Genomic DNA, 25,662 nt, shown 5'->3' on the forward strand with positions numbered 1-25,662 from the left:
GCCGAAACGGTCCTTGCCCAGTACCCCGGGGGCCGGCGCTTCTGGAGGTATCGCCTTGTCTTCCACAACAGCCATTAGGCTCCCCAATCGCTCACTTCGCAATCTCGACCAGAGACGGGGAGCGCATGGCGGCTCCCCGATCCGTTTTGGTCTTGCCTTAGCGGATGCCGTCCTTGGCGAGCGCCAGGATCGCCTTGGCCTTGTCGGGCGAGTCGATGAACAGCGGGCCGGTGTAGGCGTTGTTCTGCGGCCAGAAGCCATGTGTGGCATGCTCGACCAGATAGATCACAGGCAGGTATCCCATCAGATATTGCTGGGCGTCCATGCCGAAGCCCATTTCGCCGGCGACGACGGAATCCAGGACTTCGGGGCTGATGTCGAAGGTGTAGAGCTTGATCTTGCCGAACAGTTCCTTCTGCCGGAAGAACGGGATCAGCGGATTGGCGGCGGTGGCGCCGAGCGCAAACACCGCCTGGGTGTCGGGATGCGCCGACAGATAGGCCTCGGTGCGGCGCTGGATGTCGGCCGGATCGGGCGACACGGTAAGCACCTCGGTGCCGCCGCCTGACGGCTTCAGCCCGTCATTCAACCCCTGGCAGCGCTGGTCGAGACTGACATTGCCGACCTCGTGGTTGATGCAGACGACCTTGAGCGTGCCTTCCTTGGCCAGCCGCTCGCCGGCCTTCTTGCCGGAATCATATTCGGAGACTGTGCCGACGTAGAGAGAGGTGCCGAGTTCGGCGCCTTCCTTCTCGCCGGAATCCAGAACGACCATCGGAATGTTGGCGGCAAGTCCGGCCTTGACCGATTTACCAAGCGCATTGGCGTCGGCAATGGAGACGGCGATGCCGTCGGGATTGGTGGCGATGGCCGCGTCGAGCAGGCGGGCCTGCTCGACCACGTCGAACACTTGCGGCGCATAATATTCGACCTTGGCGCCGGTGAGCGCCGCCGCATCGTCGACGCCGCGCTTGACCACCGACCAGTAGGGATCGGAGGCCGAGCCATGCACCACGAAGGTGATGCGGACATCCTTGGGATCCTTCAGGCCGGCCGCTTGCACGACGCCCGCCAGCATACTCATCGAGACAAGCGCGCCGAGCGCCAGTTTCAGAACAGTCTTCATGTCATTCTCCCATTGTCGTTGCAGTTCCAATTCCCTCTTTGCGCCTCGGCCGACGGATCGGCTTACGGCGCTGACCGGGTGGCCGCTTTGCGGGCCTTTGCCGGTGTCGATGCCCCGAGCCGTGCACGAAGCTCCTCGCGCAGCGGCTTCATGCCGATGACGTCGATGTCCTGCGCGCCGAGCCAGTCGCGAAAACCCTGGTCCCGGAAGAGTTCGTATTCCTCGGTGCGGACATAGGCGGAGCGCGGCTCGATCAGTTCGAGCTCGCCCGGCGCATTGAAATGCAGGCAAAAGAAGGTCAGGCCTTCGCGGACCCCTTCGACCAATGCCTTGTAGGCTGGCTCTATCGGTTTTGAGCGTGGACGGCCCCAGGTCGTCTGTATGGCAGCGTCGAAGATGACAAAGCCCTTGGCCCGGGCTTCAGTGACGCCGCGCTGGAACGCCGCTTCGGTGACGCCGACGAGATTGTCATTGGGCGAATAGGCCGACAGCGTTTTGGTCAACAGCACCGGCAGCCGATATTCCAGGCCGAGCTTGATGTAGACGTCGCAAAACTCCGGCGACAGCGCTGCCCCCATATGGGCGTCAAGATGAGTGACGTCGATGCCGGCGCGGTAGGCGGTGTCGATCTGGGCGCGAAGCTCGGTTTCCACCGCTTGCGGTGCTGCCTTGCGGCGGGTGGTCGCGACATCGGGCCAGAAATAGCCGAACTCGTCCGTCAGGCCGGCCGCGCGCGACGGCGACGTCAGCGGCCGCCATTTGTAGTGCTGCTTTTCGCTGTTCAGCGTCAGGTGGACGCCGAGATCGAGCCGGGGATTGGCGGCTGCCGCTTCGGCCATCTCAGGGAACCATGGGCACGGCACCATCACGGCGCCGGAGCTGCAGGCGCCCAGTGCGGTCAGTTCGAGGAAGGCGCTGTTGGCGCCATGGCACATGCCGACATCGTCTTCATGCAGGACGAGCTGTCGCGTCATGGACGGCCACCGTTTTGCCGGCCACCATCTTGCCGGCCACCATCTTGCGGGCCACCATCTTGCCGGCACGCCGGTTTCGAGGGTCTTCCAAAGTGTGTCCCGTGCTGCATGGAACCGACCGTTTGCCCAACTGGACGCGATGGAACGCCCAATGCGGGCTTTCCGACAGGGCCACTTCAGCGAATTCGGATGGGTACGATTTTCCGCGGGCCTGCGTTCTGGAATGCCGATTTCATTCGCTATGCCCACAGTCGGCGCTAAACGCCGCTCCGACGTGAGCAGGATGGCTTGGTCAGATCGCAGCGGAGTGGTTCTTTCAAACAGCGGCCGCAGGCGTACTGCTTTCACACCATCAAGCGATGTGGAGACTTGCCATGTACACTGCCGGCGAAGAAGAGATCGAAGCCATTGCCAGGGTGATCCGCTCGGGTGCGCTGTTTCGCTATGGCGAGAACAGCGAGTGCAACCGCTTCGAGGCCCGCTATGCCAGGCATCTCGGCGTCGAGCATTTTGCGCTGGCCGCCAGCGGCACCTATGGGCTCGCCGCCGGCCTGATCGGCCTCGGCATCGGCCCGGGCGATGAGGTGCTGGTGCCGGCGCACACCTATATGGCGACCGCAACGGCAGTGCTGTCGGTCGGCGCCATTCCGGTCATTGTCGACATCGACGAGAGCCTGACCATTGACCCGGCCGCTCTGCGCGACGCCATCGGCCCGCGCACCAAGGCGGTCATCCCGGTGCATATGTGGGGTGCGGCCTGCAACATGAACGCGATCATGGATATCGCTAAAAAACGCGGTCTGCTCGTGCTGGAAGATGTCTGCCAGGGCATTGGCGGCGGCTATGAGGGCAGGAAGCTCGGCTCCATCGGCCATGCCGGCGCCTACTCCTTCAACTACTTCAAGAACATGACGTCGGGCGAGGGCGGCGGCATCGCCACCAGCGATCCGAAGGTGGCCGAGCGCGCGCGCTGCGCCATCGACCCCTGCCATTTCTACTGGCAGGGCCGCAGCGACAGCATCAAGCCGTTCGCCGGCATCGGCGCGCGCGCCTCGGAACTGATGGGTGCAATGCTCAATGTCCAGCTCGACCGTCTCGACGGCATCATCGAGGCGATGCGGGCGGAGAAGAAGAAGGTGCTGGCCGGCACGCGCCATCTCGGCAATCTCGGCCTGACGCCGTCGCCGATGAACAGCCCCGACGACGATTGCGCGGCGCAGGTGATGTATCTGCTGCCCAGCGAACAGGCGGCGCAGACTTTTTCCAAGACCATTCCGAGTGTCATCGCCGGCAAGACCGGCCGCCACAATTTCACCCAGTGGGATCAGGTGCTGATGCATGAGGGCGCGCATCATCCGGCGCTCAATCCGTACACGCTGCCGGAAAACAAGGGCCTGCGGCTGACCTATGCCGACGATCTGGGCAGGGGTTCTCTCGACATCCTCAACCGCACGGTGATGATCGCGATGAATCCGGCGCATGGCGACGCCGACATCGACGACATGATCCATAACATCGATGCGGCGGCCCGTGTGGCGCTGGAGAATGCCTCGCTGGACGATGTCGAGGTGCGCAAGGCAGCGCCCGTCGATCTGCAGAAATTCGATAGTGTGAATTGAAGCGCTCAGCGCTGGATCGGCCTATTGCCGGTCCAGCCGCATGAAGGCAGCGCGCAACGCCAGCACCGCGCGCAGGATCTGGCGTTCGTCCATCGCGGCATAGCCGAGCAGCAGGCCGTGTTCCGGCTCGCTCGAATGGTAGTTGATCGAGATGCCCTGCACGTCGAGGCCCTCCTTGACGGCGGCGGCGACGACGTCGCAGTCCTTGTAGGGTCGGACAAAACTGGCCAGCAGCTGCATGCCGGAATCGTTCTCGGTCACAGTCAGCCATTCGGCCAGATGCTCCTGGCACAGCTTGACGAAATTGGCTTGCCGGCGCGCATAAAGGCGGCGCATGCGTTTCAGATGCGTGGCGAAATAGCCTTGCGTGATGAAGTCGTTGACCGTCGCCTGCAGGATCAGCGGCGCGAACTGGCCGGTGATCGAGACGGCGCGGTCGAAGGGGACCGACAGTTCGCGGGGTACGATGAGATAGCCGATGCGCAGCGCCGGGATCAGCGTCTTGCCGAAGGAACCAATATAGACGACGCGGTCGGCATGATCGAGGCCGCGCAGCGCCGGTACCGGCCGGCCACGGTACCGGTACTCGCCGTCATAATCATCCTCGACGATCCAGGCGCCGTGGCGTTCCGCGATGTCAAGCAGCTGCAGTCGTTCCTCGATGCGCATGATGGTGCCGAACGGCCACTGGCAGGATGGCGTCACATAGATCAGGCGCGGCGGCGGCAGCTCTGGGTCTGCGAGATGCCATCCAAGGCGATCGACCTTCAAGGGCGCAAGCTGCGCGCCGCTGGCGAGAAAGGCGCTCTTGGCGCCGAGATAGCCGGGCTCCTCCATCCAGACATGGTCGCCTTCGTCCATCAGCACGCGCGAGGCGAGGTCGAGCGCCGCCTGCGCGCCGGTGACGATGATGACCTGGTCGGCGGTGCAGTTGATGCCGCGCGACAGGCTGATGGTCGAGGCGATGGCCCGGCGCAGGCCGGGATGGCCGGCGAAGGAGATATAGCCGAGCAAATTCTCATCGCGGCTGCGCGCATTGCGCACCAAAAGGCTCGACCAGATGGTGAAGGGAAAGGATGCCGATTCCGGCACGCCCGGATGGAAGTTGATGACGCCGGCATTGCGTGGCGGCTGCGGGCCGTTGACGATGGTCTGACCGCGCCGCGAGAGTTTTTGCGGAGCGGCGAGGCCGGCACGCAGCGCGGCCGGCGGGCGTTTCTGCTGGATCGGCGCCACCCAGGTGCCGGACCCGGCGCGCGCCTCTATAAACCCTTCGGCGAGCAGCTGGTCGTAGGCGGCGATCACCGTGTTGCGGCCGACCTTGAGATCCTCGGCCAGCGAGCGTGTCGAAGGAAGCAGCGTGTTCTGCTGGATCTGGCCGTCGAGGATGAAGCGCCGCAGGGCGCCGTAGATCTGCCGGTGCATCGGTTCGTCCGAGCCGCGGTCGACCGACATGATGTCGAGGGAAAGGCGCATATGGTCGGCCAAGCTAGTCTCCGACCAACCTGGCGGCGCGGGCGATCTTCTCTTCGTTAAGCAGGCAGACAGTCTCCAGCACCAGCCGTCTGGTTTCGGGATGAACCTCGCGGCTGTTCTTCAGCGCGCGGTGAACGGTTGCCGCGCCGAGTTCCGCCTTCTCGGCGATCTCACGGATGGTGCAAAGCCGTTCCATGCCGAGTGCCGCCTCGAATGCCATGTCGCTCCTCCATCTGCATCAAGGCATGCCTCGTCGCCAGCCTCAAGCTGGAAACGCCGGGCCGGCAACTCGGGGGGCAAAAATTTCGATGCCAAGAACTGTGCGATCCGCGCCGCCAAGGGAGGGCGGCGGCGCGGATCGCCGGGCGCTTTCGCGTCGCTACCCCTACCGAGGCGCGCGCCCAACCGGCCCAACCACCAGCCCCCCGGCGGTGGTTAGGCCATGTCTCGTATTGCTACGTCGAACCCGGCCGCGCAGGCCGTTTTGAGCAGCGAAGCGTAACCTTTCGTGGCATAGGTCAAGGGGTGTGCCTTGGCCGGATCCTGCTCGGCCTCAACGACGATCCAGCCTTCGAAGCCGCGCTCGGCCAGCGGCTTCAACAGCGACAGGAAATCGACGGAGCCATCGCCGGGCACGGTGAAGATTCCTTCCATCACTGCCGCCATGAAGCTCATGTCCTGCCGCCGTGCCTTTTCCAGCACGGCCGCGCGGACGTCCTTGCAATGAAAATGCACGATGCGGTCGAGATGCCGGTTCAGGAGCGAGGCCGGGTCGCCGCCTGAGAACAGACAATGGCCGGTATCGAACAGCAGGCCGACGCTCTTGCCGGTTGCGGCCATCAGCCTGTCGACCTCGTCATCGCTCTCGACGATGGTGCCCATATGATGATGGAAAGCCATGCCGACGCCGAAGGCAGCCATGCGGTCGGCGAGTTCGGTCAGCTTCTCGCCATAGGCGGTCCATTCGCCGTCAGCGAGGCGTGGCCGCTGCGAGATCGGTGCGAAAATGCCGTCATGACGGCCGCGCGATGTGTCGGCATAGACCACGACCTTGGCCCCGAGGTCGCGCAGCAGGGTCAGATGCGGGGTGATGGCGGCGAATTCCTCGTCGACCGTGCGGTCCAGGATGCGGCCGTCATACCAGCCGGAGACGAGCTCCAGTCCGTAAGAAGACAGGATCGGTCCGAGCTCGTCGATTCGCCTGGGGAATTTGCCGCCGAGTTCGGTGCCGCGATAGCCGGCCTGCCTGGTTTCCGACAGGCATGTCGCGAGCGGCGTATCGCCGCCGAGTGCGGGAACATCGTCATTGCTCCAGGTGATGGGATTGATGCCGATCTTGACCGTCATGCCGCTACTTCAAAGGCTCGGGGAACCACAAAGCCGAGGCCGGCAAACTGAGGGGAAAGAGGACCTGTCACTAGGTCCAGTTGAGGTAAATTTGGCAGAACCAATCGGGAGCGCTAAAGCGCGTCCCGTTTGAACGGACTAAGTCGACGCGCTTAGGTCTTTATTTATGCATGTCGTTGTCTCAAAACCGGCGCCACTTTTGAGCGACATGCATTAATCCTGCTGCGGCCTTCCGAAGGCCGCGCGCAGTTCGTCCTTGGCGTCCTCGAGCACTTTCCGGCGCGCCTGCGGCAGGTTCTTGCCGGCGCGGTTGATGTAGAAATTCAGCATCGACATGGCCGACTGAAACGGCTCGGCCTTGCGGCGGTCGCTGTGCTCGGCCGAGCGCTTGAGCGAGGCCGCGATCTTCCTGGCGTCGTCGGCTTCGAAGATGTGGTCCTCAAGGTCCATCGCATCGCTGTGCTCGGTCACCTCGGCCGACCATTTCTTTTTCGCGGTCATGACAAACTCCTTCCTGTCGCAAAAACTCGGGCAGGCCGCCGCCGGTTCCCGAGAAAGTCGCCGGGCCGCTGGAGCCACGGATCATGGCCCTGTGGCGCTGCCCGTCGCGGTGAAAGCGCCGATAGTGGCGACACAACGGTCGACTTCCCAGGACCGTAGACAGGAAACGCCTTGACCCCGATCGTCGCCAATCAGGCGGATAGCCCCGGCATCGACAGCAGCTACGCCTGGATGCGGCTTGCCATCTCCATGCTGCTGGCGACGATCGGTGCGGTCGGCATGTGGGCCGTCGTCGTCGTGCTGCCGGCCGTGCAGGCCGAGTTCGGCGTTGACCGCGCCGCGGCATCGATGCCCTACACCGCAACCATGGTCGGCTTCGCCGCCGGCAATGTGCTCGTTGGCCGCGCGGTCGATCGCATGGGGTATTGGATCCCGGCACTGCTATCCTCGGTGGCTCTCGCCGCCGGCCTGCTGCTCGCCGCGCTGTCGACCTCTATCCTGCAATTCACCCTTGCCCAGGGCGTGCTGATTGGTGTCGGCACATCGGTGATCTTCGGGCCGCTGATCGCCGACATCTCGCACTGGTTCAACCGTCGGCGCGGCGTCGCCGTCACAGCTGCGGCGGCTGGCAACTATCTCGCCGGAGCGCTCTGGCCAACCATCATGCCGACACTGATCAAGGCGGAAGGCTGGCGCTTCACCTATGCCGGCATCGGTGTCTTCTGCCTGGTCACCATGGTGCCGCTGGTGCTGTTGCTGCGGCGCGCTGCTCCGGCGGCGGCTGCCGCCGGTTCACCCGGAAGCCGGACAGTGCAGTCGATTTCGCTGTCTCCGGCGGCGTTACAGGTGCTGCTGATCGTTGCCGGTCTCGGCTGCTGCGTGGCGATGTCGATGCCGCAGGTGCACATCGTGGCCTATTGCATGGATCTTGGCTACGGCATTGCGCATGGCGCCGACATGCTGTCGATCATGATGGCGGCGGGCGTCGTCAGCCGGCTCGCCTCCGGCTTTGTCGCCGACCGCATCGGCGGCGTGAAAACCCTGCTTATCGGTTCCGTGCTGCAATGCCTGTCGCTTTTGTTTTACATCCCGTTCGACGGGCTTGCCTCGCTCTATGTCGTGTCGCTGGTGTTCGGCCTGTCGCAAGGCGGCATCGTGCCTTGCTATGCCATCATCGTGCGCGAATACCTGCCCGCCAGGGAGGCCGGCCAGCGTATCGGCATCGTCATGATGGCGACCATCTTCGGCATGGCGATCGGTGGCTGGATGTCGGGCTGGATCTACGACCTGACCGGCTCTTACGCCGCCGCGTTCCTCAACGGGATCGCGTGGAACTTGCTGAACATAGTGGCCATCGGGCTGCTGCTGTGGAAAGCAAAACGCAGTGCTGCCCTGATGGCTTAGGAAGGCAGGATTGCCCTGTTGCTTGACAAGGGCGATTGGCTGCGCGACGCCAGCAGGCGAGTGGGTGCGGCAGCAGCCGGTTGGCATGGTGGCAGTGGAAAAGCTGAACATGGTTTCGCAAGGGCGCAGCGGCCGGGGCCTGGCACGTGGAGGATGTCCATGACCAAGCCGCGCTCGCGTCGTGGGGGCGGCCGCCCGACCCTATCAGATGTGGCGCGCAAGGCCGGCGTCGGCGCCATCACCGTGTCGCGGGCGCTGCGCGAACCGGAACGCGTCAGCCAGGATCTGCGGCGCCAGATCCAGGCCGCCGTCGACGAACTCGGTTATGTCCCGGATCCCAATGCACGGGCGCTGGCCTCGGCGCGCGCCGATGTGTTCGGCGTGCTGGTGCCGTCGCTGACCAACAACGTCTTCGCCGAAGTGGTGCGCGGCATCTATGACAGCCTGTCGGACGGCCCGTTCCGCGTCCAGCTCGGCAACACCCATTATTCCGGCCTCGAGGAGGAGCGCCTGCTGCAGGTGTTCGCACCGCAGCGCCCGGCGGCGCTGATCGTGGCCGGCATCGACCAGACGCCGACCTCGCGAAAGCTGCTGGAGAGCGCGGGCTGCCCGGTGGTGCAGGTGATGGAGACCGGGTCCGATCCGGTCGACATGCTGGTCGGCTTCTCGCATTTTGACGGCGGCCGCACCGCGACCGAGCATCTGATCGAGGCCGGCTACCGGCGGATCGGCTTCATCGGCGCACGCATGGACCCGCGCTCGCAGCGGCGGCTTGCCGGCTATCGCGCGGCAATGGAGAAGGCCGGCCTGTTCGACCCCCGGCTGGTCACCACCACGCCGCTACTGTCCAGCGTGACGCTCGGCCGCGAGCTGCTTCGCGATGCGCTGGCCAAGATGCCGGCGCTCGACGGCGTCTTCTGCAACAATGACGACATCGCGCTCGGCGTTTTGTTCGAATGCCATAGCGCCGCGCTCAACGTGCCGAAAACAATCGGCATTGTCGGCTTCAACGACCTCGAAATGATGCAGGCGGCGTTCCCGCCGCTCACCAGTATCCGCACCCCTCGCTATGAAATCGGCCGTCGGTCTGTTGCCATGGCGCTGGCGGCGATCGCAGGACGAAGGCCTGAGCAGCGGGTCGTCGATCTTGGTTTCGAACTCAAGCCCCGCGAGAGCACCGCACGCTGAACACGCTTTGGCTGCCTCAGCAAATGGTGCTTTACACAACGTCATGGTAGCGCTACCATTTTCGTCGGGCAGACGTTTTGATGAGAGGCCGTGCCTGTTTATTATACATAAGCAACAGCTCATGCTTGTTTATTATGTATAATATGCTAGTTTCGTTTCTCGCCTGTGAAGCGGCGAGGGGGAGGGGATCGGGCCGGCTTCGGCCCTTGAGACGTGGCGCCGGCCAGGCTGGAGGGCCTTCGGCAGGCGTGGAAACCACACCACGACAAACAGCATCAAATAACCAAGCAGCAGCAAACAAAACTACAACTGGGAGGAATATCGATGATCAAGTCACTTGTTGGTGGCATCGTTGCCGCCACTGCATTCGTCATGCTGAGTTCGTCGGCCATGGCCGACCCGGAAGTTGTCAAGGGCCCGTCGGCTGAGCCGGATTGCTTTGCGCCCTGGGCGGCCGATACGCAGTTCTTCAAGTTCCCCAAGAAAGACGGCCCATACCGCATCGCGCTCGCCAATGGCTATATCGCCAACACCTGGCGCATCCAGATGGTGCAGACCGCCAAGGCCTATGCGGCCCAGCCGGAGGTCGCCGCGAAACTGAAGGAATTCAAGGTCGTCTCGACCGGCGAGGACGTGCCGGCTCAGATTTCGGCGATCAACAACTTCATCGATTCCGGCTATGACGCGATCGTCGTCAACGCCCAGAACCCGACCGCTTTCGGGCCGGTCATCAAGCGCGCCAAGGAAGCTGGCGTCATCCTCGTCGCCTTCGACAATATTCTCGATACCAAGGACGCCATCAACGTCAATGTCGACCAGAAGGGCCTTGGCGAATTGTGGGGCAAATGGCTGGTCGGCCATGTGCCGAATGGCGGCAAGGTGCTCGAGGTGCGCGGCGTTGCCGGAACTTCCGTCGACACCGACCGTCACAACGGCATCCATGAAGCGCTCGATGCCTCCGGCAAGAAATGGGACGTCACCGAGGTGGTCGGCAAATGGGACGACGGCGTGGCACAGAAGGCCACGGCCGACGCCATTGCCACCAACGGTCCGTTCGACGGTATCACCGGGCAAGGCGGCGACACCGGCATCGTGCAGGCGATGATCGATGCCAAGCATGCTTTCGTGCCGTTCGGCGGCGAGACCGAGAACGGTTTCCGCAAGTTCTGCGCGGCACATGCCGGTGACGGGCTGAAATGCTCATCGGCTGGCACCGGTCCGGCGCAGGTCGCGGTCGCCATCAAGACGGCGATTGCCGCGCTCGAAGGCAACGTCGTGCCGCAGGCGGTGAAACTGCCACTGGCGATCGTCGAGGATCCGAACTTCAAGGCCGGTCAGGATTTCTTCCCCGACCAGTCCGACAATTTCTTTGTCGGCAATTCCTTCCCGACCTGCGGCATCAATTTCACCGCGCAGGAAATCATGGGCCAGACCAAAGCTGACCAATAGGGCTGACCAATAGGCGGCATATCCGGCGCCGCGGGATCTCCGCGGCGCCGGCCACTCGATATCCCTTGAAGTCAAACTGCCTCGGGAGGGCCGATGGACGGTGCGGTTCCGCTCTTCCGGATGGAAGGCATATCCAAGCGCTATGGTGGTGTGCGGGCGCTGGAAAAGGCCGAGCTTTCGGTCTCGTCCGGTAGCATCCACGCCATTCTCGGCGAAAACGGCGCCGGCAAATCGACGCTGATCAAGGTCATGGCGGGCGTCGTCGCGCCCGACGAAGGCCGCATGATGCTGAACGGCAGCGAGGTGACGTTCGCTTCGCCTGCTGCTGCAAACAAGTCGGGCATCGTCTGCATCTTCCAGGAGCTGTCGCTGGTTCCCGAACTCAGCGTTGCCGACAACATCGTCATCTCCGATCCGCCGAAGCGTTTCGGCATGATCGACCGCAAGGCGCAGCGCCGCATTGCCGAGGATGCGCTGGCACGCGCAGGTGCGGCCGACATCCATCCATTGGCGCTGGTCAAGGATCTTCCGCTTTCAAGAAGACAGATGGTCGAGATCGCCAAGGCATTGGCCAGGAAGCCGCGCATCCTGATCCTCGACGAGGCGACCTCGGCCCTGACCGCGACGGACGTCGCCAGGATATTCAGCGTGCTCAAGCGATTGCGCTCGGAAGGGCTGGCGCTGCTTTACATTTCGCACCGCATGAACGAGATCGCCGAGCTTGCCGACCACTGCACGGTGTTTCGCAACGGCCGCAATGTCGCCAGCTACAAGGCAGGCACAAAGAGCGACAACGAAGTCGTCGAACTGATGATCGGGCGCGAATACAGCCATATTTTCCCGCCGAAACCCGCGCGCACCGCAGCCGCCGCCGTTCCCGTGCTGGAGGCGCGCAAGCTGTCCTGGACGGACCGGCTGGACAATGTCTCGCTGACGGTCGGGGCAGGCGAGGTCGTCGGCCTTGGCGGCCTGGACGGTCAGGGCCAGCGCGAATTGCTGCTTGCCTTTTTCGGTGTGCTGCGCGGCCTCGGCGGCCAGATCCTTATCGACGGCAAGCCGGTTTCGATCGCCAGCCCGCAAGCGGCGCGCGACGACCGCATCGGCATGGCGCTGATCCCGGAGGACCGCAAGACCGAAGGCCTGATGCTGCCGATGACGGTGCGCGAGAACCTCTCCTTTGCCGCCCTCGACCGGCTGTCCAAGGCCGGCATCATCGACCGCGCCGCCGAACAGCGGCTGATCGACGACATGGTCGGGCTGCTGGCGATCAAGACGGCCGGCCTCGACATTCCGGTCGGTGCGCTGTCGGGGGGCAACCAGCAGAAGGTGGTCATCGCCAAATGGCTGATGCGACAGCCGCGTATCATCCTGCTCAACGATCCGACGCGCGGCATCGATGTAGGCACCAAGCAGGAACTCTATCAACTGATGCGCAAGCTGGCGGATGCGGGGGCGGCGATCCTGTTCTATTCGACCGACTATGACGAACTGATCGGCTGCTGCGACCGCGTGCTGGTGCTCTATGACGGCGCGGTCAAGCGCGAGCTGGTCGGGGCCGAGATCACCGAGCGGGCGCTCATTGCAAGCGCGCTCAACATCCACGGCGATGACGGCGCGAGAGACGATGCCGGCGCAAGACAGGGAGCGGACGCGTGAAAGAGTGGCGCTACTGGCTGGCCGAGCAGCGCGGAACACTGATGGCACTCGGCATATTCATTGTCATGTTCGTCATCTACACCTCGAACCATCCGGCGGGCTTCACCGCCAATGTCGTGCAGACAGCGTCCAACAAGGGCGTGCTGCTCGCCTTCGTCGCCATGGCCCAGACACTGGTCGTGATCACCGCCGGCATCGACCTCTCCGTCGGCATGATCTTCACGCTGACCAATTGCCTCGCCTCCTGGCTGGTCATCGGCACCGGCCTCGAGACCGCTTTCGGCGTCATCGCCGTGCTCGGCACCGGGTTCCTGTGCGGGGCGATCAACGGCGCCATCGTCATCTACGGCCGCCTGCAGCCGATCGTCGCCACGATCGCCACGGGTGCGGTCTATTTCGGCATCGCGCTGCTGCTGAGGCCGTTTCCCGGCGGTTCGGTCAACGAAGGTCTCGCCGACGCGCTGACCGGACGCCTGTTGGGCGTGGTGCCGGCGAGCCTGGTCGTGCTGCTCGCCGTCGTGCTCGTGGTCTGGGTACCGTTCAGCCGCTCGGTGCTCGGGCGCGCGGCCTATGCGGCCGGATCCTCGGAGACGGCGGCCTACATGTCCGGTGTGCCGATAAGGCGCGGCAAGTTCGCTGCCTACGCGCTCGCAGGCCTGTTGGCCGCGATCGGCGGACTGTTCCTGACCTTCTTCACCTATACCGGCGATGCAGCCTATGCCAGCGGCAACGCCTATACGCTGTTTTCGATCGCCGCGGTGGTGCTGGGCGGCGTCTCGCTGTTCGGCGGGAAAGGCAGCGCCATCGGCGCCATCTTCGGCGCGCTGGCCTTCCGCACCATCGGTGACCTGTTGTTCGTGTTCGATTTCGACCCGCTATGGCAGCCGCTGTTCCAGGGCGTGATCCTGCTGGTCGCGGTCAGCCTTGGCGCGTTTGCGCTGTTTCGGGTCCGCAACCGGCTGGAGTGGTTCCTGTGAGCGAAACGACATTGGGCGGTATCGCCGGCCGCGTGCCGAAATTCATCCGCCGCGCCGATCCGGCGGTGCTGACGGCCTTCGCCTGCATCGTGCTGTTGCTGTTCCTAGGCAGCCTCTATTCCAGGAGCTTTCTGTCGCCTGAATATCTCTTGCAGCAGCTCAAGGTGGCCTCGTTCCTCGGCGTCATCGCCACAGGCATGATGCTGGTCATCCTGCTAGGCCAGATCGACCTGTCGGTGCCGTGGGCGGTGGCGGCGGGCGCGATGATGGCGTGTGCGGCTGCCGCCTATGGCCCGATCGGTGTGGCTCTGGCCATCCCGTTCGGCATCTTTTGCGGGGTGCTGATCGGCATCGTCAACGGCTTTGGCGTCGCCTATCTGCGCATACCCTCGATGATCATCACGCTCGCCACCAACGCTGTCGCGCAAGGGCTCATGGTCGTTTATACCGGCGGCTACTCGCCACAGGATTCGGCCACCGGCGCCATGCGCTATCTTGCGACAGGTTTTACCATTCCTGGCGTGCCTAACGCCGTCATCATCTGGGCGCTGATTGGCGCTGCGATGGTGTTCGTGCTGTCCCGCACCAGCTTCGGCCGCACCGTCTACGGCATCGGCAACCGCGAGCGTGCCGCCTATCTCTCCGGCATCGATACAAGGCGCGTGGTGATGATCGCCTTCGCTATCTCAGGCGGGCTGTCCGCCTTTGGCGGAGTGCTTCTCGCCGGCTATGCCTCCAAGGCGGCGCAATCGATGGGCGATGCCTATCTCCTGCCGTCGATCGCCGCCGTGGTTCTGGGCGGCACCTCGATCCTGGGTGGCCGCGGCTCCTATCTCGGCACCGTCGCCGGTGTCATCCTGATCACGCTCCTGCAGTCCATCCTTTCGGTCATGCAGATGCCGGAGGCGGGGCGGCAGATCGTCTATGGCCTGGTCATCGTTGCCATGCTCCTGCTCTACGGCCGCGCGCCGGCAAGCCGCTGACCGTGGACGAAAAGACCGCAAAGGCGCCAATGGGCGCTACCGGCTCAGTGGCTCGGGCCATTGTGGTGATGGGCGTCGCCGGCTGCGGAAAATCGGCTGTCGGCAAAGCATTGGCAGCAGAGGAAGGGGCCGTCTTTGTCGAAGGCGACAGGCTGCACCCACCCGAAAACGTCGCCCGCATGGCGAGCGGCGAGCCGCTCACAGATCAACTGCGTGAGGGCTGGCTCGATGCCATCGGCGAGCGGATCGCCGACCTGACCGGCAGCGGCCAAAGCGTGGTTGCCGCCTGCTCGGCGCTGAAGCGCAGCTACCGCGATCGTCTGCGTGGCTTCCGCCGGGATATCGATTTCATCTATCTGAAGATCGATCCCGCAACCGCCAAGCAGCGTGTCGCCAACCGCAAGGGCCATTTCATGCCGGCAAGCCTGGTCGAAAGCCAGTTCGCCATCCTTGAGCCGCCTGGCGCCGACGAGCGGGCGCTGACGGCCGACGCCACACTTCCAGTGGCTGAGATCGTCACCGCCGTTGCCAGCCTGCTGGCCGGCGCAAAATCATGAACCACCCTCGTCGGGCAAGGCGGTTTCCGGCCGTTCGGTGAACCGGTCGGCGCCGGACCAGACCATCATTTGCTCGGGATAGAGTTTCAGCGCCTCCAGCAAGCGGTCGCGCTTGAGCAATATGTACTCGGCCTGCAGCGCCATGTTCTTGGCGCCGGCTCTGGCCGCGCGCTCGCCGGCCTCTGCCGGGGCCGGCACCAGTTCGGGACTTAGGACGGCGCGGTATTGGCGGAACGGATCGGTCTCGAAGGTCGACATGGAAAACAGCGCCGCCTTGCCTCTGGCAGCGAAATTCGTCGGCGCCGAAGCCAGGTGGGTCCAGCCGCTCTCGCCAAGGCCGACTTCGGTGAATGTCGAGCCGGCATGCACCGTGTTGGTCACCAACACCACGCCGTTGCTGCCAAGGATCTTCTGGATCCGGCCGGTGACCTGGTAGGCGTCGCTGCGGTCGAACACGATCCGGCTTTTCAGGAAACGGTTCTCGACCCGAACCATCGGCGGGTTCAGGAAGCGCAAGCCGAAGGTCGAATCGGATATGCCGTGAGCCCTGACGCTGAGCTGGTGTGTCTCGATACCGGCCTCATGGAGAGCGCGTTTGCCGATGATGGTCTGTGCCGTGAACTGATCGCACCAGATGATAGCGCCGTGGCCGCGCTTCAGCGCCGCTTGCAGGCCTTCCAGGCCCTCCAGCCGGATATCAGGTGACCAGCGGCGGCCGATGAGATGCGCGGCAAGCAGCAGACGCCGGCGGTGGTTGGCGCAGAGCAAGGCCCTGAACTGCCTTTGCGCATCGATGCCGTTGCCGAGCACGGCGCGCGTCGCGGCGGCGTAGCGCACGAAATCCTTGCGGATATGGCGCTTGAGGCGCAGCCCCGATACGCGGCTGCAGACCGCGGCCCACCAATCGACCGGCAGCGATGCCGCGACGCCGATGTAGAAGGCGGCCAGCAGCAGCTCGCGGAGATCCCTGTTGTTGAAGGTGCGCAACTTGCCGGCGCGAACCTGCTTGCGGCTGAAGAAGCGGACATGCTCGGCGCGTTCGGGCACCAGGATGTCGGCGATGATTTCCGTATGATAAATGACGGCGGAAGATGGTGTCCGGTCGGCTTTCCGGGATTTTCCCAACCACGGCAGCCTCATCCGATCGATGTCCACCTGTTCTTGCGTGCGTCCGGAAATCGCTTTACTGCGTCTGCCACGGGCGCGCAATCGGCGCCGGCAAGGCCATGGTGAACGCCATTCAGGGTTCGAACTTGAAACAGGCCCTATCGGTAGCACTTCCCCAACTGGCGCCCTGGCGGCCGGCTGCGGTGGCGCTGATGGCGCCGGACCGGCCATCCCTGAGCTTTGCCGGCCTCGCCAATCTTGTCGACAAGCTCTGCGGCGATCTCGCCAGGCGTGGCGTTCGCCGCGGGACGGCCGTCGGCATCGTCTTGCCCAATGGCCCGGAAATGGCGGCCTGTTTCCTGGCTGTCTCGGCGCTAGCGACGGCTGCGCCGCTCAATCCGGCTTACGGCGAAGACGAATTCCGCTTCTATCTCGGCGATCTCGATGTGAAGCTGCTGCTGTGCGGACAAGGCATGGGCGATGCCGCGCGCAACGCCGCAAAGGGGCTCGGCATTGCGGTGCTCGACGTCGTCGTGACTGACGGCGCCAAGGCCGGCGAGTTTCTCCTGGCGGGCGACGCCGAGGTGGAGGCCGCCAGTGAGGCTCGCCTCGACGATATGCAGCTCAACGGGCCGGACGATTTCGCGCTTGTCCTGCACACATCGGGAACCACGGCGCGGCCGAAGATCGTCGGCTTGCGGCAGCGCAATCTGCAGGCATCAATGGCCAACATCGCCCGCACCCTGGCGCTTTCGGCAGACGATATCTGTCTCAACGTGATGCCGCTGTTCCACATTCACGGGCTGATGGCGGCGCTCAGCGCACAGCTGGCAGTCGGCGGCGCTATTGTCTGCACGCCGGGCTTCAACCCGCTCAAATTCTACGGCTGGCTGGGCGACTTCAGGCCGAGCTGGTACAGCGCGGTGCCGACCATGCATCAGGCGATCCTGGCGCGCGCCGCCCGCAATGGCGAAACCATCGCGGCTGCGAGGTTGCGCTTCATCCGCTCGTCTTCGGCCGCACTTCCGGACACCGTGTTCCGCGACCTCGAGCGCGTCTTCGGCTGTCCGGTGGTCGAGGCCTATGGCATGACCGAGGCGGCGCACCAGATGACATCCAACGGCCTGCCGCCTGCGCGCCGCAAGCCAGGCTCGGTCGGCCTGCCTGCGGGTCCGCAGGTGACGATCCTGGACGACAAGGGGACGATCCTTCCGGCGGGTGAAAAGGGCGAGATCGCGGTGCGCGGCGCCAACATCCATGATGGCTATCTCAACAATCCGGTGGCCAATGAAGCTGCCTTCAGCGAAGGCTGGTTCCGCACCGGCGACCAGGGCCTGATCGACGAGGATGGCGATCTGAAGATCACCGGGCGGCTGAAGGAGATCATCAATCGCGGCGGCGAAAAGATCTCGCCGCTCGAAGTCGACAATGTCCTGCTCGATCATCCTCTGGTGGCGCAGGCGGTGACCTTCGCCGTGCCGCACGCCATGCTCGGCGAAGAGGTGGGTGCGGCCATCGTGCTGGCCGAGGGCGCCACCGCCGATGCCGAGCAGATACGCGATTTCGCGCGCAGCCGGATCGTCGAGTTCAAGGTGCCGCGCCACATCCTGTTTCTCCAGGAGATACCCAAGGGTCCCACCGGCAAAATCCAGCGCGTCGGCCTGGCCGGCAAGCTCGGCCTGGTCTGAGGACTCTCATTTGAGCATGATCTTGTCCGAACCGGTTCGCACTTTTCGGGACCATGCTCTAATTTAAATCTGCGACGTCAGCTCGACCGGAAAATCATCATTGTCGGCGTCGCGCATGGCGGCGAGGCTGCGATTGTCCAGCACTTCGGCGATCGCCTGGCGCACTTCCAGCATCATGTGCCGGACCTGGCAGGTCGCCTCGTCGCAATCCTCGCAGCGCTGGTATTGCGTGCGGCTGGCGCAGGGTATGGGAGCGAGCGGGCCGTCCAGCACGCGCACGACGTGGCCGATCTTGATTTCGGAAGCCGGCCGGGCGAGGCGATAACCGCCTTCCTTGCCCTTGCGGCTGAGGACGAAGCCGGCATTGCGCAGCTCGCCCAGAATGGCATCCAGAAATTTCTTCGGGATGTTGTTGGCGATCGCGATGTCGTTGACGAATGCAAGCTGGCCGACCGGCAGGCCGGAAAGATGCACGAGGGCCTTGAGGCCGTATTTGCCTTTTTTGGTAAGCATGCCCGGTTCAGTTCATGAAAACCCCAACCACCCGCATCTGGCGGTTGTTTGTGTGCAAATCATGACGTTTCGCCTGAACAACCCGGTTTCGCGTAGAACAAGCCGCCCGGTTGAGACGTTAGGCACAAAGGCGTTGATTCTTTGTAACGTTTTTCGCCGATCGCGACAGATTCCGCATGAAAGCCGTTTGTCGGCGCGCGAAAACGAAAAAGCCGGCAAAGCGCCGGCATTCTTGTGAGGTGAGGTCGAACGCTGCTGATATCAGCGGCTGCCATAGGTCTGGTCGAGCAGACCGCCGGCGGCGAAGTGCTCCTTCTGTACCTTGTCCCAGCCGCCAAAGACGTCTTCCACCGTCAGCAGGCGGACATCGGGGAAGTCGGCCTTGTATTTTGCCGCGACTTCAGCGTTGCGGGCGCGCAGGCCATTTTCAGCCGCGATGGTCTGGCCCTCGGGCGTGTAGAGGAAATCGAGATAGGTCTTGGCGAGGTCACGGCTGCCGTGCTCGTCGGCGACCTTGTCGACGATCGCCACCGGGAATTCGGCGAGCAGGCTGACCGTTGGCGTGACCTGTTCGAACTTGTCGTTGCCATACTCCTTGCGGATGCCGCGCGTTTCCGACTCGAAGGTGATCAGCACGTCGCCGATCTCGCGTTGCACGAAGGTGGTGGTGGCGGCGCGCCCGCCGGTGTCGAAGATCGGCACGTTGTTGAACAGCTTGGTGACGAACTCCTTCACCTTGGCGTCGTCGCCCTTGAAGGCTTCCTTGGCGTAGGCGGTTGCGGCCAGATAGGTGTAGCGCGCATTGCCCGAGGTCTTGGGGTTGGGGAAGATCACCTGCACGTCGTCGCGCACGAGGTCGTCCCAGTCCTTGATGTGCTTGGGGTTGCCGGCGCGGACGAGAAAGGATGGGAGCGAATAGAAGGGCGAGGCGTTGTCGGGGAAATCCTTCTGCCAGTCGGCGGAGACGAGGCCTTTCTTGACCAGAAAGTCGATGTCGGTGACCTGGTTGAAGGTGATGACATCGGCGCCGAGGCCTTCGGCAATGGCGCGCGCCTGCGCCGAGGTGCCGGCGTGCGACTGGTCGACGGTGACGCCCGGATGGCCGGCGACGAAAGCCTTGTTCACCTGGGCGAACAATTCGCGGCCGACATCATAGGAAGCGTTGAGCAATTTGTCGGCCGACCAAGCCTGCGAAGAGGCGAGGATCAGGCCGGCGGCGGCTACGCTGAGCAAAAAACGCTTCATGAAAAGGAGCTCCTTGAGAAGGCCGTTTGTCGATGCATCGATATAATGCGCCAACATAATAGGACCATGTCCAGCGCGGACAGACATGCGCGCCGGGTTCGCCATTCGACGATGAGAAAAAGCGTTGCCGAAACAGCCGATTGGTAGGATTTCCTTCCAACGCCATGCAAAATGATTGCATCTTGCCGCTGTGGCATATACATTTGGCATATACAAGGATGCATCGTGATGCCGCAACACCGCCATTCAACGCCGCCGAGAGAGGCGAAGCTCTTCCGCAACAACCGCAGCCAGGCGGTGCGCATTCCCGTCGAGTTCGAGCTTCCCGGCGAAAAAGTCCTCATCAGCCGCGACGGCGATCGCCTGGTTATCGAGCCAGTCCGTAAACCAGGCCTCACCGCCTTGCTCACCCAATGGGCGAAAGAGCCGCCGCTTGGTCCTGAAGACGACTTTCCCGAGATCCATGATGCGCCCGTGGGGCCTGAGGATATCTTTTGATGCGGTTCATGCTGGACACCAACATTCTCAGCGACATGATCCGAAACCCTGCCGGCAAGGCTGCCAGTACGGCGGTTCGCGCGGGAGACGGTGCCCTGTGCACCAGCATCGTTGTCGCCTCGGAGCTGCGTTATGGCTGCGCCCGCAAGGGATCGGCCAAGCTGCTCGCCAAGGTCGAGCAATTGCTCGCCGAGTTACCTGTGCTGCCGCTCGATGTGCCGGTGGATGCCGAATACGGCACGGTTCGTGCCGAACTGGAAGTAAGGGGCCAGGTCATCGGCCATAATGACCTTTTCATTGCTGCCCACGCCTGCGCGCTGGGGACGACGCTGGTTACGGCCAACACCGGTGAGTTCAGCCGGATCAAGGGCCTGAAGGTCGAGAACTGGCTGGAATAGCGCCGGCTCAGGTCGCCGGGAAAAGCTTCCAGCGCCGCGGCCTGAACGCCACCCGGCTCTTCTGCGCCGCAGGATGGTCCACAGGCAGTTCGATCTCGACCCGCTGGCGCTCGCCGCCGATTTCCAGTTCGACGCGTCTTGTGCCGGCGACGCGGCGGCTGGCGGCGACCGTGCCGGCGATGCAGCCGCTGCAGCCGTCGAGCAGTTCGATATCGTGCGGGCGGAAGTACAGCGTCGCATCGCCCTCGGGTGCGTGCGGCGCCGACACGCCGATCGGACGGTCGGCGAGCCAGATCTCGCCATTCTCAACCTTGACCGGCAGCATGCTCGATTCACCGATGAAGGAGTAGACGAAGGGCGAGTTCGGCGTGTCGTAGATCTCGTCGGCGGAGCCGACCTGCTCGATGCGGCCCTGGCTCATCACCACGACGCGGTCGGCAAGCTCGAGCGCCTCTTCCTGGTCGTGGGTGACAAAGACGGTGGTGTGGCCGGTGCGGTCATGGATTTCGCGCAGCCAGCGGCGGAGTTCCCGGCGCACCTGCGCATCGAGGGCGCCGAACGGCTCGTCGAGCAACAGCACCTTGGGCTCGATGGCCATGGCGCGCGCCAGCGCCACGCGCTGGCGCTGGCCACCGGAAAGTTGCGCCGGATAGCGCTTTTCCAGGCCGGAAAGCTGAACGAGATCGAGCAGTTCGGAGGCGCGTCGGCGGATTTCGGCCGCCGGTGGTCGCGACGGTCCATGCCGGACCTTGAGGCCGAAGCCTATATTGTCGGCGACCGTCATGTGCCGGAAGAGCGCATAGTGCTGGAAGACGAAGCCGACATTGCGCTCCTGGATCGAGCGGTGCGAGGCGTCCTCGTCGCCGAAGAAGATCTTTCCGCGCGTCGGCCGCTCCAGGCCGGCGATAAGCCTCAGCAGCGTCGTCTTGCCGGAGCCGGATGGCCCAAGCAGCGCGATCAGCTCACCCGACTTGATGTCAAGCGATACGTCATGGAGGGCCGGAAACCGGTCAAACTCCTTGCGTACGTTGGCAACGCGAACTTCCATGTAGATCCCTCAGTAATTTGGTGCATGTCGTTGTCGCAAAACCGGTTCCCAGTCTTGGGCGACATGCATTTAGTCAGTGCCCGCGCGTCGCGGCGATCTCGGCGCCGTAGCGCATCTCTAGAAGTGTTTTCAAGACCAGCGTGACCAGCGCCAGGCCGGCAAGCAGCGAAGCGACGGCAAAAGCGCCGACGGCGTTGTACTCGTTGTAGAGGATTTCGACATGCAACGGCATGGTGTTGGTCAGCCCGCGTATGTGGCCCGACACGACCGAGACCGCGCCGAATTCGCCCATCGAGCGGGCGTTGCATAAAAGCACGCCGTAGAGCAATCCCCATTTGACGTTGGGCAGCGTCACGTACCAGAAGGTCTGCCAGCCATTGGCGCCCAGAGAGAGCGCGGCTTCCTCGTCGCCGTTGCCCTGTTCCTGCATCAGCGGGATCAGTTCGCGGGCAACGAAGGGGAAGGTGACGAAGATGGTCGCGAGCACGATGCCGGGCACGGCGAACAAGATCTGGATGCCGTGCGCCTTCAGCCATTCACCGAACAGTCCCTGAGCGCCAAACAAAAGCACATAGACCAGGCCGGAAATGACCGGCGAGACCGAGAAGGGCAGGTCGATCAGCGTGGTTAGAAAAGCCTTGCCCTTGAACTCGAACTTGGCGATCGCCCAGGCAGCCGAAATGCCGAAGACGACGTTGAGCGGAACGGCGATCACCGCCACCAGCAGCGTCAGCCGGATCGCCGAGCGCGTATCGGGATTGGAGAGCGATTCCGTGTAGGCGCCAATGCCTTTCGCCAGCGCCTCGTGGAAGACGATGATCAGCGGCAGCAGCAGGAAGATGGCGAGGAAGGCGAAGGCCACCGCCATCAGCAGCAGCCGCACCGGCCGGCTTTCAGTCACCGCCGCCGACCGGCTCTCGTGATGCGGTTCGTAGGATTTGATCTCGGGGTCAGCCATAGCGCTTGCGACTCCATGACTGCGCCAGGTTGATGACCAGCAGCATCACGAACGACAGCAAAAGCATGATCGCCGCGATCGCGGTGGCCGCCGGATAATTGTACTCCTCGAGCCGGATGACGATCAGAAGCGGTGCGATCTCCGACTTGTAGGGAAGGTTGCCGGCGATGAATATGACCGAGCCGTATTCGCCGACCCCGCGCGCGAAGGCGAGCGAAAAGCCGGTGATGATGGCCGGCGCCAAGCCCGGAAACAGGATGCGGGTGATGATCTGGAAGCGGTTGGCGCCGAGCGTCGCGGCAGCCTCCTCCACTTCCTTGTCGATCTCCTCCATGATCGGCTGCACCGTGCGCACGACAAAGGGCAGGCCGATGAAGACGAGCGCCACGACGATGCCGAGCGGCGTGTAGGCGACCTTGATGCCGAGCGGCGCCAGGAGATGGCCGATCCAGCCATTGGGCGCATAGAGCGTGGTCAGCGCAATGCCGGCTACTGCCGTCGGCAGCGCGAAGGGCAGGTCGACCATGGCGTCGACGACGCGGCGGCCGGGGAAACGGTAGCGCACCAGCACCCAGGCGACGAGCGTGCCGAAGACGACGTTGACGGCGGCTGCGATGAAGGCTGTGCCGAAGCTGATTTCGAGTGCGTTGATGGTCCGGCGGTCGGTGACGATCGCCCAGAAATCGGTCCAGCCGAGGGCTGCCGAGCGCCAGATCAGGCCCGACAGGGGGATGAGGATGATGAGCGTGAGGTAGGCAAGCGAGAAGCCGAGCGTCAATCCGAAACCCGGAATGACACTCGGCTGTCTGAATCGCCACCCCGCCTTGGCGGGTGCTATGGTCATGTCGTCCTGATCTAAATCCTACTGGGCCGGCTTGTAGATCTGGTCGAATATACCACCATCGCCGAAATGATAAGGCTGTGCCTTCTTCCAGCCGCCAAAAAGCGGATCGTCGATGGAGATCAGCTTGATTTCGGGCGTCTTCGGAATGTCAGCCGCATCCACCAACTCGGGCTTGGCCGGACGATAGTGGTTCTTGGCGATGATCGTCTGGGCTTCCTTGGAATAGAGCCAGCCGAGATAGGCTTCGGCGACCTTGCGGGTGCCCTTGGCATCGACATTGGCGTCGACGATCGCCACCGGCGGCTCGGCCAGGATCGAGGTCGGGGGATAGACGATCTCGAAATTGTCGGCTCCGAATTCATTGAGCGCCAGATAGGCGTCGTTTTCCCAGCCGATCAGCACGTCGCCGATGCCCTTTTGCGCGAAGGTGACCGTCGAGCCGCGTGCACCGGTGTCGAGCACCGGAGCATTGGCGTAGAGCTTGCCGACGAATTCCTTGTTCTTGGCTTCGTCGCCGCCATCATTGGCGTTGGCATAGGCCCAGGCGGCAAGGTAGTTCCAGCGCGCACCGCCGGAGGTCTTGGGGTTCGGCGTGATCACCTGGACGCCGTCCTTGACCAGATCGCTCCAGTCGTGGATGCCCTTCGGGTTGCCCTTGCGGACCAGGAAGATGATGGTCGAGGTGTAAGGCGCCGAATTGTTTTCGAATTTCTTGCGCCAGTCCGGATTGATCTTCTTCGACTTGGTGACGATGGCGTTGATGTCGCCTTCGAGCGCCAGCGTGACCACATCGGCATCGAGGCCGTCGATCACGGCGCGGGCCTGGGCGCCCGATCCGCCATGCGATTGCTGGATGGTGACCGTCTCGCCGGTCTCGGCCTTCCAGTGTGCGACGAAGGCTTCGTCATAGGCCTTGTAGAGTTCGCGTGTCGGGTCGTAGGACACGTTCAGAATGGTCGTATCGGCAAACGCGAAACCGAGCGTGCCGAACTGGATCGATGTGGCGACCAGTGCGCCGAGCAGTTTCTTGAAATGAGGTTTGGTCATTCCCGCCTCCGTTGATGACGGCTGAACTCTATCGAATTGATAGAAATTAGATGCATTCAACGTTGCCTTTTTTGTCCACTCGAAGGAAATTTTCGCCGATATTAGGTTTCGGAAGGAAATATTTTCCTCATATTGGTCTAACCCAAATCCGGCCGGTTTGACGCTATCTAGGAGCTGACACCGCAGAAGCAAGGCCGAGCGAGGGAAGGCTCGGTGTAGCACCGGGCGGTTCAGCCCGCAGTGATAGGAAAATCGAAGCGCAGCTTTGGAAACGGCTCATCCCGAAGCGTGTAGTGCCACCACTCTCGCGCATAATTCTTGAAGCCGCCGGCGCGCATGGCGTCGAGCAGCCTTTTGCGGTTTGCCGCCGCTTCTGCCGCCAATGGGCGATGTGCGGTTTCGCTTGCCGGGTCGAAACAGTCGAAGCTGGTGCCGAAATCGAGCGTGCCGGCGCCGGCCGCGCCGCAAGCGGCGGATGACTTGTTCTTGCCGTCGCTGCGGGCGATGGCGATATCGACGGTCGAGCCGCGCGAATGGGTGGACAATTCGCCGATATAGCCCTTGGCGATGAGGTCGCCGCGCTGCACCTGAGGGTACCATTGCGGATCGGGCGGGCCGCCCTCTCTGGTCCATTTGCCCATGTCGGCAACGGCGCGGGCCGGGCGGTAGCAGTCGAAGACGACCAGCGTCAGGCCATCGGCGGCGAGCGCTTTCTGGACACCGGACAGCGCTTGCGCAGCTTGCTTCGTGAGGATGCAGATTGGGGCGTCGTAGCCATCGGCCTTGCGATGCAGGAAATTTTCCAGGCCGGCATAGCGGATGTCCTGGCGGATCGAGGGATCGACATCGGCCAGGCGGACAAAGCCGGCGGGCAGGGGATCGGCGGAGGCGGGGGAGCAAGTCGAAACGAACATGGATAGGGCTAAGGCCAATCCTCGATGCAAGCGCTTCGGCACACCCCCCGGGGGGCGGGGCGGGCGATGGGGGGGGGGGGCGGGGGGGGGGGGGGGGCCCGGGGGGGGGGGGAGGGGCACCAGAACCCGCGGAAGGATGGGGCCC

At 63.6% G+C, this 25,662-nt stretch carries 25 protein-coding genes; 11 read left to right on the plus strand and 14 right to left on the minus strand.

Going from position 1 to position 25,662, the window contains the following annotated elements; all coding sequences use genetic code 11:
• Window positions 1-157: 157 nt before the first annotated feature.
• Together NKJ78_RS06800 and NKJ78_RS06805 are read right to left on the minus strand one after the other, a co-directional pair.
• Window positions 158-1,126, minus strand: a complete 969-nt coding sequence (locus NKJ78_RS06800; RefSeq protein ID WP_023687959.1) for a rhizopine catabolism ABC transporter substrate-binding protein — start codon at window positions 1,124-1,126, stop codon at window positions 158-160.
• A 62-nt stretch (window positions 1,127-1,188) separates the two neighbouring features.
• The gene (locus NKJ78_RS06805) at window positions 1,189-2,100 is read right to left on the minus strand and encodes a polysaccharide deacetylase family protein (protein ID WP_352459573.1); all 912 of its coding nucleotides are present in this window, start codon (window positions 2,098-2,100) and stop codon (window positions 1,189-1,191) included.
• A 374-nt stretch (window positions 2,101-2,474) separates the two neighbouring features.
• Between NKJ78_RS06805 and NKJ78_RS06810 the strand changes: the two genes are divergently transcribed.
• Entirely contained in the window at window positions 2,475-3,719 is a 1,245-nt protein-coding gene (locus NKJ78_RS06810; RefSeq protein ID WP_352459575.1) for a DegT/DnrJ/EryC1/StrS family aminotransferase, read from the plus strand.
• Window positions 3,720-3,740: 21 nt separating this feature from the next.
• Here the strand turns inward: NKJ78_RS06810 and mocR are convergent, their stop codons facing one another.
• From mocR to NKJ78_RS06830, 4 genes are all read right to left on the minus strand, one after another.
• Window positions 3,741-5,207, minus strand: a complete 1,467-nt coding sequence (mocR, locus tag NKJ78_RS06815) for a rhizopine catabolism transcriptional regulator MocR (RefSeq protein WP_352459577.1) — start codon at window positions 5,205-5,207, stop codon at window positions 3,741-3,743.
• 1 nt (window position 5,208) lies between these two features.
• Window positions 5,209-5,415, minus strand: coding sequence for a LacI family DNA-binding transcriptional regulator (locus NKJ78_RS06820; RefSeq protein ID WP_023682225.1), 207 nt, complete (start codon window positions 5,413-5,415; stop codon window positions 5,209-5,211).
• A gap of 215 nt (window positions 5,416-5,630) precedes the next feature.
• Window positions 5,631-6,542: a myo-inosose-2 dehydratase gene (gene iolE, locus NKJ78_RS06825; RefSeq protein ID WP_352459579.1), complete on the minus strand. Its 912-nt coding sequence runs from the start codon at window positions 6,540-6,542 to the stop codon at window positions 5,631-5,633.
• A 213-nt stretch (window positions 6,543-6,755) separates the two neighbouring features.
• Window positions 6,756-7,043, minus strand: coding sequence for a DUF3175 domain-containing protein (locus tag NKJ78_RS06830; protein ID WP_023673065.1), 288 nt, complete (start codon window positions 7,041-7,043; stop codon window positions 6,756-6,758).
• Between the two features lie 231 nt (window positions 7,044-7,274).
• Here NKJ78_RS06830 and NKJ78_RS06835 point away from each other — a divergent pair, with 231 nt between their 5' ends.
• The 7 genes from NKJ78_RS06835 (at window position 7,275) to NKJ78_RS06865 (ending at window position 15,257) form a co-directional block, all read left to right on the plus strand.
• A complete protein-coding gene (locus NKJ78_RS06835) occupies window positions 7,275-8,447 on the plus strand; it encodes an MFS transporter (protein WP_050588883.1) in 1,173 nt (390 codons plus the stop codon).
• A gap of 159 nt (window positions 8,448-8,606) precedes the next feature.
• A complete protein-coding gene (gene gntR, locus NKJ78_RS06840) occupies window positions 8,607-9,635 on the plus strand; it encodes an HTH-type transcriptional regulator GntR (protein WP_023746968.1) in 1,029 nt (342 codons plus the stop codon).
• Window positions 9,636-9,959: 324 nt separating this feature from the next.
• Window positions 9,960-11,084: a sugar ABC transporter substrate-binding protein gene (locus NKJ78_RS06845; protein WP_023682221.1), complete on the plus strand. Its 1,125-nt coding sequence runs from the start codon at window positions 9,960-9,962 to the stop codon at window positions 11,082-11,084.
• Window positions 11,085-11,177: 93 nt separating this feature from the next.
• Entirely contained in the window at window positions 11,178-12,740 is a 1,563-nt protein-coding gene (locus NKJ78_RS06850) for a sugar ABC transporter ATP-binding protein (RefSeq protein WP_023733122.1), read from the plus strand.
• Entirely contained in the window at window positions 12,737-13,717 is a 981-nt protein-coding gene (locus NKJ78_RS06855) for an ABC transporter permease (RefSeq protein ID WP_023733121.1), read from the plus strand. Before NKJ78_RS06850 ends, NKJ78_RS06855 begins: the two co-directional genes overlap by 4 nt.
• Window positions 13,714-14,700 (plus strand): ABC transporter permease, encoded by a 987-nt coding sequence (locus NKJ78_RS06860; RefSeq protein ID WP_023696194.1) that lies wholly within the window; start codon window positions 13,714-13,716, stop codon window positions 14,698-14,700. Before NKJ78_RS06855 ends, NKJ78_RS06860 begins: the two co-directional genes overlap by 4 nt.
• A gap of 2 nt (window positions 14,701-14,702) precedes the next feature.
• Complete coding sequence (locus NKJ78_RS06865) at window positions 14,703-15,257, plus strand: gluconokinase (protein ID WP_352562400.1); 555 nt, start codon at window positions 14,703-14,705, stop codon at window positions 15,255-15,257.
• Here NKJ78_RS06865 and NKJ78_RS06870 read toward each other — a convergent pair.
• Complete coding sequence (locus NKJ78_RS06870; protein ID WP_352459581.1) at window positions 15,252-16,397, minus strand: hypothetical protein; 1,146 nt, start codon at window positions 16,395-16,397, stop codon at window positions 15,252-15,254. The genes NKJ78_RS06865 and NKJ78_RS06870 overlap by 6 nt on opposite strands.
• 113 nt (window positions 16,398-16,510) lie before the next feature.
• Here NKJ78_RS06870 and NKJ78_RS06875 point away from each other — a divergent pair, with 113 nt between their 5' ends.
• On the plus strand, window positions 16,511-18,052 hold the full coding sequence (locus tag NKJ78_RS06875) for an acyl--CoA ligase (RefSeq protein WP_444849052.1): 1,542 nt from the start codon (window positions 16,511-16,513) through the stop codon (window positions 18,050-18,052).
• A gap of 63 nt (window positions 18,053-18,115) precedes the next feature.
• Here the strand turns inward: NKJ78_RS06875 and NKJ78_RS06880 are convergent, their stop codons facing one another.
• Both NKJ78_RS06880 and NKJ78_RS06885 read right to left on the minus strand, forming a co-directional pair.
• On the minus strand, window positions 18,116-18,565 hold the full coding sequence (locus tag NKJ78_RS06880; protein WP_023673075.1) for an RrF2 family transcriptional regulator: 450 nt from the start codon (window positions 18,563-18,565) through the stop codon (window positions 18,116-18,118).
• A gap of 261 nt (window positions 18,566-18,826) precedes the next feature.
• Complete coding sequence (locus NKJ78_RS06885) at window positions 18,827-19,810, minus strand: sulfate ABC transporter substrate-binding protein (RefSeq protein WP_023673076.1); 984 nt, start codon at window positions 19,808-19,810, stop codon at window positions 18,827-18,829.
• Between the two features lie 228 nt (window positions 19,811-20,038).
• On the opposite strand from NKJ78_RS06885, the gene NKJ78_RS06890 reads away from it, so the two are divergent.
• The gene (locus NKJ78_RS06890) at window positions 20,039-20,308 is read left to right on the plus strand and encodes an AbrB/MazE/SpoVT family DNA-binding domain-containing protein (RefSeq protein WP_023739913.1); all 270 of its coding nucleotides are present in this window, start codon (window positions 20,039-20,041) and stop codon (window positions 20,306-20,308) included.
• Window positions 20,308-20,706: a type II toxin-antitoxin system VapC family toxin gene (locus NKJ78_RS06895; RefSeq protein WP_023739912.1), complete on the plus strand. Its 399-nt coding sequence runs from the start codon at window positions 20,308-20,310 to the stop codon at window positions 20,704-20,706. The genes NKJ78_RS06890 and NKJ78_RS06895 overlap by 1 nt, the downstream gene beginning before the upstream one ends.
• A gap of 7 nt (window positions 20,707-20,713) precedes the next feature.
• Here NKJ78_RS06895 and NKJ78_RS06900 read toward each other — a convergent pair whose 3' ends face one another.
• The 5 genes from NKJ78_RS06900 to NKJ78_RS06920 all read right to left on the minus strand — a co-directional run bounded on the left by NKJ78_RS06900 (window position 20,714) and on the right by NKJ78_RS06920 (window position 25,517).
• A complete protein-coding gene (locus NKJ78_RS06900; RefSeq protein WP_023739911.1) occupies window positions 20,714-21,754 on the minus strand; it encodes a sulfate/molybdate ABC transporter ATP-binding protein in 1,041 nt (346 codons plus the stop codon).
• A 73-nt stretch (window positions 21,755-21,827) separates the two neighbouring features.
• A complete protein-coding gene (gene cysW, locus NKJ78_RS06905; RefSeq protein ID WP_023690809.1) occupies window positions 21,828-22,712 on the minus strand; it encodes a sulfate ABC transporter permease subunit CysW in 885 nt (294 codons plus the stop codon).
• Complete coding sequence (cysT, locus tag NKJ78_RS06910; RefSeq protein ID WP_023739910.1) at window positions 22,705-23,556, minus strand: sulfate ABC transporter permease subunit CysT; 852 nt, start codon at window positions 23,554-23,556, stop codon at window positions 22,705-22,707. Before cysT ends, cysW begins: the two co-directional genes overlap by 8 nt.
• 18 nt (window positions 23,557-23,574) lie before the next feature.
• On the minus strand, window positions 23,575-24,603 hold the full coding sequence (locus NKJ78_RS06915; protein WP_023673082.1) for a sulfate ABC transporter substrate-binding protein: 1,029 nt from the start codon (window positions 24,601-24,603) through the stop codon (window positions 23,575-23,577).
• Between the two features lie 230 nt (window positions 24,604-24,833).
• Window positions 24,834-25,517: a M15 family metallopeptidase gene (locus NKJ78_RS06920; protein ID WP_023739909.1), complete on the minus strand. Its 684-nt coding sequence runs from the start codon at window positions 25,515-25,517 to the stop codon at window positions 24,834-24,836.
• Window positions 25,518-25,662: the final 145 nt, after the last annotated feature.

The sequence above is a fragment of the Mesorhizobium sp. M0037 genome (genome assembly GCF_040323635.1).
Lineage (GTDB): Bacteria > Pseudomonadota > Alphaproteobacteria > Rhizobiales > Rhizobiaceae > Mesorhizobium.

Bases quoted from the DNA above. Each gene is read 5' to 3' on its own strand.
- NKJ78_RS06920 (WP_023739909.1), bottom strand. From the start codon at position 25,517: ATGTTCGTTTCGACTTGCTCCCCCGCCTCCGCCGATCCCCTGCCCGCC.
- cysT (WP_023739910.1), bottom strand. From the start codon at position 23,556: ATGACCATAGCACCCGCCAAGGCGGGGTGGCGATTCAGACAGCCGAGT.
- NKJ78_RS06885 (WP_023673076.1), bottom strand. From the start codon at position 19,810: ATGAAGCGTTTTTTGCTCAGCGTAGCCGCCGCCGGCCTGATCCTCGCC.
- NKJ78_RS06890 (WP_023739913.1), top strand. From the start codon at position 20,039: ATGCCGCAACACCGCCATTCAACGCCGCCGAGAGAGGCGAAGCTCTTC.
- NKJ78_RS06845 (WP_023682221.1), top strand. From the start codon at position 9,960: ATGATCAAGTCACTTGTTGGTGGCATCGTTGCCGCCACTGCATTCGTC.
- NKJ78_RS06915 (WP_023673082.1), bottom strand. From the start codon at position 24,603: ATGACCAAACCTCATTTCAAGAAACTGCTCGGCGCACTGGTCGCCACA.
- cysW (WP_023690809.1), bottom strand. From the start codon at position 22,712: ATGGCTGACCCCGAGATCAAATCCTACGAACCGCATCACGAGAGCCGG.
- NKJ78_RS06835 (WP_050588883.1), top strand. From the start codon at position 7,275: ATGCGGCTTGCCATCTCCATGCTGCTGGCGACGATCGGTGCGGTCGGC.
- NKJ78_RS06830 (WP_023673065.1), bottom strand. From the start codon at position 7,043: ATGACCGCGAAAAAGAAATGGTCGGCCGAGGTGACCGAGCACAGCGAT.
- NKJ78_RS06810 (WP_352459575.1), top strand. From the start codon at position 2,475: ATGTACACTGCCGGCGAAGAAGAGATCGAAGCCATTGCCAGGGTGATC.
- NKJ78_RS06805 (WP_352459573.1), bottom strand. From the start codon at position 2,100: ATGACGCGACAGCTCGTCCTGCATGAAGACGATGTCGGCATGTGCCAT.
- NKJ78_RS06820 (WP_023682225.1), bottom strand. From the start codon at position 5,415: ATGGCATTCGAGGCGGCACTCGGCATGGAACGGCTTTGCACCATCCGT.
- iolE (WP_352459579.1), bottom strand. From the start codon at position 6,542: ATGACGGTCAAGATCGGCATCAATCCCATCACCTGGAGCAATGACGAT.
- NKJ78_RS06900 (WP_023739911.1), bottom strand. From the start codon at position 21,754: ATGGAAGTTCGCGTTGCCAACGTACGCAAGGAGTTTGACCGGTTTCCG.
- NKJ78_RS06870 (WP_352459581.1), bottom strand. From the start codon at position 16,397: ATGAGGCTGCCGTGGTTGGGAAAATCCCGGAAAGCCGACCGGACACCA.
- NKJ78_RS06850 (WP_023733122.1), top strand. From the start codon at position 11,178: ATGGACGGTGCGGTTCCGCTCTTCCGGATGGAAGGCATATCCAAGCGC.
- NKJ78_RS06880 (WP_023673075.1), bottom strand. From the start codon at position 18,565: ATGCTTACCAAAAAAGGCAAATACGGCCTCAAGGCCCTCGTGCATCTT.
- gntR (WP_023746968.1), top strand. From the start codon at position 8,607: ATGACCAAGCCGCGCTCGCGTCGTGGGGGCGGCCGCCCGACCCTATCA.
- NKJ78_RS06800 (WP_023687959.1), bottom strand. From the start codon at position 1,126: ATGAAGACTGTTCTGAAACTGGCGCTCGGCGCGCTTGTCTCGATGAGT.
- NKJ78_RS06895 (WP_023739912.1), top strand. From the start codon at position 20,308: ATGCGGTTCATGCTGGACACCAACATTCTCAGCGACATGATCCGAAAC.